We start from the raw sequence: 6,000 nt of genomic DNA on the forward strand, positions 1-6,000 counted from the left end.
ACCGGGCTCCCTCGCCGCGGAGCGACGGGGCCCGGCCCGCCCGCCCGCGAAGCCCGCTCACGCCGAGAGCGGGAACTCCTCGCCCAGGGCCCTGAAGACCGCCGTGTTCAGCACGAAGGCCCGCTTGCACTCGCTCACGATCCGCTGCTTCTCCAGGTCGTCCGCGCGCACCCCGTCCAGCAGCCTGCGGTAACCCCGCTTGAACGCCGCCGGGTTGCCGATCCCCTCGAAGACGTAGAAGCGGACGCCGTCACCCCCGCGCTCGAAGCCCCAGGTGCGCTCCGCCCTGTCGCGGATGATCTGCCCGCCGGAGAGGTCGCCCAGGTAGCGCGTGTAGTGGTGGGCGATGTACCCGCCAGGCCACCGCTCGGCACACTTCCGAACCCGCGCCGCGTACGCCTCGGTCGCCGGCAGGGCCGAAAGGCCCGTCCGCCACCCGGCGCCCCGCAGACGCGCCAGGTCCCGCGCGAGCGAGCCGAGCCGGAACAGCTCCGGCCGGATGAAGGGCCCGGCCACCGGATCCGACGCCAGCCCCTCGGCCCCGGCCTCCAGCGCCTCGTACACGAACCACAGCTGTTCGGTGTAGCGCGTGTAGGCGTCGACGCCGAGCCTGCCGCCGAGGAGACCGCTCATGAACGGCGAGGTCTCCGCCGCCAGGTGCTGCTCGTGGGACGCCGCGCGGATGACCGTCGAGAAGGAGTCCACAGCGCCTCCCGGCCGACGCCCGCCGACCCGCCGCCGACGATCGCCGGAACTTGCCGACACTCTGTCGGTAAAAGTCTACAAGAGAAAGCCCGCCCCGGCAGGGCGGGCGCTCTCCGGCCGACGATCACGGCAGGGTCAGAATCTCCGCCCCCGTCTCCGTCACCACCAGCGTGTGCTCGAACTGGGCCGTCCGCTTGCGGTCCTTGGTCACCACGGTCCAGCCGTCGTCCCACATGTCGTAGTCGTGGGTGCCGAGCGTCAGCATCGGCTCGATCGTGAAGGTCATCCCGGGCTGGATGACGGTCGTCGCGTGCGGGCTGTCGTAGTGCGGGATGATCAGCCCGGAGTGGAACGACGAGTTGATGCCGTGACCCGTGAAGTCACGGACCACGCCGTAGCCGAAGCGCTTGGCGTACGACTCGATGACCCGGCCGATGATGTTGATCTGCCGGCCGGGCCGGACCGCCTTGATCGCCCGCTCCAGGGACTCCCGGGTCCGCTCCACCAGCAGCCGCGACTCCTCGTCCACGTCCCCCACCAGGTACGTGGCGTTGTTGTCGCCGTGCACGCCACCGATGTACGCGGTCACGTCCAGGTTGACGATGTCGCCGTCGCGCAGCACCGTCGAGTCCGGGATGCCGTGGCAGATGACCTCGTTGACGCTGGTGCACAGGGACTTGGGGAAGCCGCGGTAGCCCAGGGTCGACGGGTAGGCGCCGTGGTCGCACATGTACTCGTGCGCGACCTTGTCGAGCTCGTCGGTGGTGACCCCCGGCGAGATCAGCTTCGCGGCCTCCGCCATCGCCTGCGCGGCGATCCGGCCGGCCCGGCGCATCGCCTCGATCGTCTCGGGCGTCTGCACCTCCGGCCCGGTGTACGGCGTCGGCGCGGGCTTGCCGACATACTCGGGGCGACGGATGTTTCCCGGCACGGAACGGGTGGGGGACAGCACCCCTGGAACGAGCAGCGACTGGCCAGACATGGCGTTGAGTCTAACGAGCGTCCATGGGGGAACATGTCGGTGGCGAGAGGAGCCGTCATGCCCCTGTTCAAGAAGCGGACCGTCGGCAAACCGGGTGAGTGGTACTACTGCCTGGAGCACAAGAAGGTCGAGGAGGGGCCGGACTGTCCGGGCAAGGACCGTTTCGGCCCGTACCCCACCCGCGCGGAGGCCGAGCACGCGATGGAGACCGCCCGCGAGCGCAACCTCCAGTGGGAGAACGACCCCAAGTGGCACGACACCCCGACGGGCGGCGGCGCCACGGACGACGACTGATCACCCGTCCACCGGCTCACAGGTCCACGATTGGCGACCCCGGGGCCTAGGTCACCAAGGGGGAGGCGGCGGCGCCGTCAGACGCTCGGCGAGATGGGTGAGGCGGTCGGCGAGGCGGCGGCGCCTTCTCGTCGGCGGCAACGTTTCGCCGGCGGCCGCGCTCACCAGGTGCTGCACGGTGTCGAGGTCCAGCTCGGAGCCGTCCGGCACGGGCAGCGTCTCGTGAGCCAGGGTCGTCAGGTCCCCCTCGCCGGGGCCGAGCGCGAGGATCGTGACACCGGCCCGGCGGGCGTCCGACACGCGTTCGAGCAGCGGTGCGTCCCCCGCCGGCGACGCCACCAGCAGCGTCTCGCCCCGCCGGGCCGCCTCGATCCGGCCCAGGCCCACCGCGAGGTGCGCCGGGTCCGAGGGGCGCGCGTCATGCCGTACGAGCGTCGGCGCGAGCTCCGGCGTACCGGACCAGGCGGCCTCGTCCACCAGGTGCGCCGCCAGATGCCATGGCTCGTACTCCGCCGTCCCCACCAGCAGCAGCCCACCCCCGTGCGACACCACCGACCCCCGCAGCACCGCCCCGAACCTCCGGGTGGCCCCCAGCCACTCGGTCCCGGCGAGCACCTCACGCAACAGCGCGACCCGTACGGCGTCCATGCGGCCGCATACTGCCCCAATCGGCCACCGGGGGCGGACGGTTCGCAGCACCTTCACCCGGCGTGGCGAAAGGGCACCCGACACGCCCACGTAAGGTCGGCCCATGACCTCTACCGACAGTGCACACAACGCGCCCGCGGCAGCCCCGGCGAAGGCCCCCGCCAAGGACCCCTGGGACCTCCCCGACGTCTCCGGACTGGTCGTCGGCGTGCTCGGCGGGACCGGCCCGCAGGGCAAGGGCCTCGCCTACCGGCTCGCCAAGGCCGGCCAGAAGGTGATCATCGGCTCCCGTGCCGCCGACCGCGCCCAGGCCGCCGCCGACGAGCTCGGGCACGGCGTTGAGGGCGCCGACAACGCCGAGACCGCGCGTCGCAGCGACATCGTGATCGTCGCCGTGCCCTGGGACGGCCACGGCAAGACCCTGGAGTCCCTGCGCGAGGAGCTGGCCGGAAAGCTCGTCGTGGACTGCGTCAACCCGCTCGGCTTCGACAAGAAGGGCGCCTACGCGCTGAAGCCGGAGGAGGGCAGCGCCGCCGAGCAGGCCGCCGCCCTGCTGCCGGACTCCCGGGTCGCCGCCGCCTTCCACCACCTCTCGGCGGTCCTCCTCCAGGACCCGGAGATCGACGAGATCGACACCGACGTGATGGTGCTCGGCGAGGAGCGCGCCGACGTCGAGATCGTGCAGGCGCTGGCCGGCCGGATCCCCGGCATGCGCGGCGTGTTCGCCGGGCGGCTGCGAGGCGCCCACCAGGTGGAGTCCCTGGTCGCCAACCTGATCTCTGTCAACCGCCGCTACAAGGCCCACGCGGGGCTGCGCGTCACCGACGTATGAGCGCATGGGGGACACTGGTCGCAGCAGCCCCGCAGTGTCCCCCGACAGGAGCCGACCGACATGCCCCGCCTCGCCCTCTACACCCTCGTCGTCTGCGTCCTCGCCGTGGCCGCGGCGGTCGTCTCCTTCGTCCAGGGCAGCTTCCTGGGCATCGTGTGGGTGCTGCTCGCCGGCCTGTCGTCCAACATGACCTGGTACTACGTGAAGCGGGACAAGGCGCGCAAGGCCGTCGGGGCCGACGTCACCGGCTGACCGCGCAGAAGTCGTTCGTGCCCTCCCAGAAGCGGTACAGCGACTGAGCACAGTACGTCACCAACTACGTATCCTGCGCAGTATGATGCTGCCTTCTGGAGGGGGAGGGCACCGTGCCTAAGGCTCTGCGCGGGCTGCGCGCTATCCGGCTGTCTGTGCTGACCGATTCGACTACAAGCGTCGACCGGCAGAGGGAGGCGGCCGACAAGTCAGCGGCAGCGCTTGACCTCGACTTCGGCGAGGGGGATGGCCTCCGGGAGGCCGTAGACCTCGATGTGTCCGCCTTGAAGTTCAGCCCCTTCGAACGCCCGCAGCTAGGTAAGTGGCTTGCCCGCCCGGACGAGTACGACGCCATCGTGTGGTGGCGCTTCGACCGGGCGATCGCGTCCATGTCGGACATGCATGAGCTCGCCAAATGGGCGAAGGAGCATCGGAAGATGCTCGTTTTCGACGAGGGCGTAGGAAACGCCGGCCGACTCATCTTCGACTTCCGCAACCCCATGGATCCCATGGCGGAATTGATGATGATGCTCTTTGCCTTCGCAGCTCAAGTGGAGCGGCTGAGCACCAAAGAGCGGGTCACCGGAGCGCATGCGGCTATCCGGCAGATGAAGAACCGTTGGAAAGGGGGCCGCCCGCCATACGGTTACGAGCCCAAGCGCCTGGAGACCGGAGGGTGGACGCTCAAGCCCGACCCGACGGCCGTCAAGGTGATACAGCGCATCATCCGTGACCTCAAGGGCGACTCCTCTACGGGTGAGAAGGGGAAGTCGGCTACCGCCATCGCCGTAGCGCTCACGGCGGAGGGCATCCCGACGCCGTGGCGATACTGGGCTCAAAAACGTCAGGAACTCCGTGACGCTGAAATGGCGGGAGACGCCGATTCAGTACCCCCGAGCGACGAGCAGGCCGGCGAGGAACCCGAGAGCTCATCCCGGGGGCGCGGCTGGAACGGCGCGACTATCAAAGCGTTTCTGACTGATTACGCCATGCTCGGATGGAAGACGTACGGAGATCAGGTCGTCCGGGAGCCCGGTACCGGCATCCCCGTGACGTTCACTGACGAGCCGATCCTCACGCGCACCGAGTTCGACTACCTCCGCGAGATATTCACCGAGAGAGCACGACAGCCGGTCGAGCGCAAGGACACACACGCCATGCTCCTAGGCGTCCTCCTGTGCGACGCCTGCGGCCGGCGCATGTACCTGATGCGCCGGTCGCAGGCGCAGAACTACGTTTGTCAGACGTACACCCCAGAGGGCAAGTGCCTGGGCCCGTCATCCATTAAGCAGACGTGGGCCGAGGAGTACGTCGAGCGCGAGTTTCTGAAGCAATTCGGAGGCGTCCGGGTCCTGGAACACGAGCGGATCCCCGGCTACGACCCGGGCCCGGAGATCGAAGAGACAGAGGCGGAGTTCAAAGCGCATCTTGCGGAGCGGGGCAAGCAGAAGTCTCGGGCGGCCATCGCAGCGTGGCAGGAGCGGCACGACGCGCTGGACGCACGACTTGAGGAGCTGGAGTCGAGGGATAAGACGGAGCCGCGAACGATCGTTAAGGAAGGCTCCGTCACCTACGGGCAGATGTGGGACGCCGGCGACGACTTGGAGCGTAGGGCGCTGTTGCTGGACTGCGGTGTCGTCGTCCGTGTCAAGCGTGGAACGCGGGGAGGTTGGCGGACGCTGGACGAGTCGCGCGTCTCCTTCGACGTCACCGCGGAGTTCTTCGCCGATGCCGCCGTAGAGCCGTCTGCGTTGGCTGATGATCTAGCGAGCTGAACACGGCACGTAGAGTGCCCCGTCAGTACCTCTGACGGGGCTCTCGTCATTCAGTCGGCGGTGCGCTCCACGGGCCGGCCGGGGGCCGCTCCACTGTGGCGCGGAGCTTTCCCAGTCGCCCGGAGCCGGTCGCGGGGTGCGGCGGTTGTGCAACGGCGACCACGGCAAGGCCTGCCGACGTCGCATGCGGGCACTGGGGTTCCCCATGTGAGGCACCCTTGACGCGTCTGCCCCGTGGGCGTGATGGTCGTAGAACATTGCGCAACTCACGGGACGACGGAGGGCACCATGGCTCTACGCTCATTTGGCAAGGACCCCGAGACCAACGGCGACCACTGCCCGACCGTGTGGCTCGACGAGGAGAAGCAAGAATTCGTGTTCCAGGGATGGAAGGCGGACGAGGTGCTCCAGGCAGAAGGGCCTTCCCCCGTGAAGGTGGGCACGCGGTTATTGATCACGCGGCGAGCGTGAGTTTAGCGGTGTGGTGTCGGTGTTCGTATTCGTTGGGGCTG

General features: G+C 69.0%; 8 protein-coding genes. 5 read left to right on the top strand and 3 right to left on the bottom strand.

Going from position 1 to position 6,000, the window contains the following annotated elements:
• Window positions 1-57: 57 nt before the first annotated feature.
• Both ACIBTS_RS41270 and map read right to left on the bottom strand, forming a co-directional pair.
• A complete protein-coding gene (locus ACIBTS_RS41270; protein ID WP_399325980.1) occupies window positions 58-705 on the bottom strand; it encodes a heme oxygenase (biliverdin-producing) in 648 nt (215 codons plus the stop codon).
• Between the two features lie 124 nt (window positions 706-829).
• Window positions 830-1,687, bottom strand: coding sequence for a type I methionyl aminopeptidase (gene map / locus ACIBTS_RS41275; RefSeq protein WP_079662738.1), 858 nt, complete (start codon window positions 1,685-1,687; stop codon window positions 830-832).
• Window positions 1,688-1,744: 57 nt separating this feature from the next.
• On the opposite strand from map, the gene ACIBTS_RS41280 reads away from it, so the two are divergent.
• On the top strand, window positions 1,745-1,981 hold the full coding sequence (locus tag ACIBTS_RS41280; RefSeq protein ID WP_319672626.1) for a hypothetical protein: 237 nt from the start codon (window positions 1,745-1,747) through the stop codon (window positions 1,979-1,981).
• Window positions 1,982-2,032: 51 nt separating this feature from the next.
• Here the strand turns inward: ACIBTS_RS41280 and ACIBTS_RS41285 are convergent, their stop codons facing one another.
• A complete protein-coding gene (locus tag ACIBTS_RS41285) occupies window positions 2,033-2,629 on the bottom strand; it encodes a hypothetical protein (RefSeq protein ID WP_319340360.1) in 597 nt (198 codons plus the stop codon).
• Window positions 2,630-2,732: 103 nt separating this feature from the next.
• On the opposite strand from ACIBTS_RS41285, the gene npdG reads away from it, so the two are divergent.
• From npdG to ACIBTS_RS41305, 4 genes are all read left to right on the top strand, one after another.
• Window positions 2,733-3,461, top strand: a complete 729-nt coding sequence (gene npdG / locus ACIBTS_RS41290) for an NADPH-dependent F420 reductase (protein WP_319672625.1) — start codon at window positions 2,733-2,735, stop codon at window positions 3,459-3,461.
• 60 nt (window positions 3,462-3,521) lie between these two features.
• On the top strand, window positions 3,522-3,713 hold the full coding sequence (locus ACIBTS_RS41295; protein ID WP_319672624.1) for a hypothetical protein: 192 nt from the start codon (window positions 3,522-3,524) through the stop codon (window positions 3,711-3,713).
• Window positions 3,714-3,826: 113 nt separating this feature from the next.
• Complete coding sequence (locus tag ACIBTS_RS41300; protein ID WP_399325983.1) at window positions 3,827-5,488, top strand: recombinase family protein; 1,662 nt, start codon at window positions 3,827-3,829, stop codon at window positions 5,486-5,488.
• Window positions 5,489-5,776: 288 nt separating this feature from the next.
• Window positions 5,777-5,959, top strand: coding sequence for a hypothetical protein (locus ACIBTS_RS41305; RefSeq protein ID WP_399325985.1), 183 nt, complete (start codon window positions 5,777-5,779; stop codon window positions 5,957-5,959).
• The last annotated feature ends 41 nt before the right edge of the window (window positions 5,960-6,000 follow it).

The organism is Streptomyces sp. NPDC050121 (assembly GCF_044460385.1).
Lineage (GTDB): Bacteria > Actinomycetota > Actinomycetes > Streptomycetales > Streptomycetaceae > Streptomyces > Streptomyces soliscabiei.